Raw genomic sequence first — 350 nt, forward strand, 5'->3', positions numbered from 1 at the left:
ATATATGTTTAGATATAAATTCTACAATGTATATTATTAATAGTAAATCATTCTTTGTTTACTTTGTATATTATTATTTATATGTAGTAGATAACTATCGTGAGCTGTACCGCAACTCACGCACTCCCATTCTCTTATTCCAAGACCCGTCCTACCTTTCGGACTACTTGAAGTGATCTCACCACAGCACGAACAGATTTGGGTGGTATAGGCTTCATTGACTTCCTCAAACAATACCCCTGCGTTCTCGCATTTATACTTGAGCAATGTTTTTAGTGCCGAAAACCCTGTATCTAAAACAGACTTTGCCATTTTAGTTTTGACTAGTTTCCTGGCACTTAAGTCACCCA

General features: G+C 36.6%; 1 protein-coding gene. It reads right to left on the reverse strand.

Features of this window, described 5'->3' with window-relative positions; all coding sequences use genetic code 11:
* Nucleotides 1-36: 36 nt before the first annotated feature.
* A partial coding sequence (locus ACTJIX_RS14890) for a zinc ribbon domain-containing protein (protein WP_440611570.1) occupies nucleotides 37-350 on the reverse strand: 314 nt, incomplete at its 5' end.

Source organism: Acinetobacter sp. 22323, assembly GCF_052044895.1.
Taxonomy (GTDB): Bacteria; Pseudomonadota; Gammaproteobacteria; order Pseudomonadales; family Moraxellaceae; genus Acinetobacter; species Acinetobacter schindleri.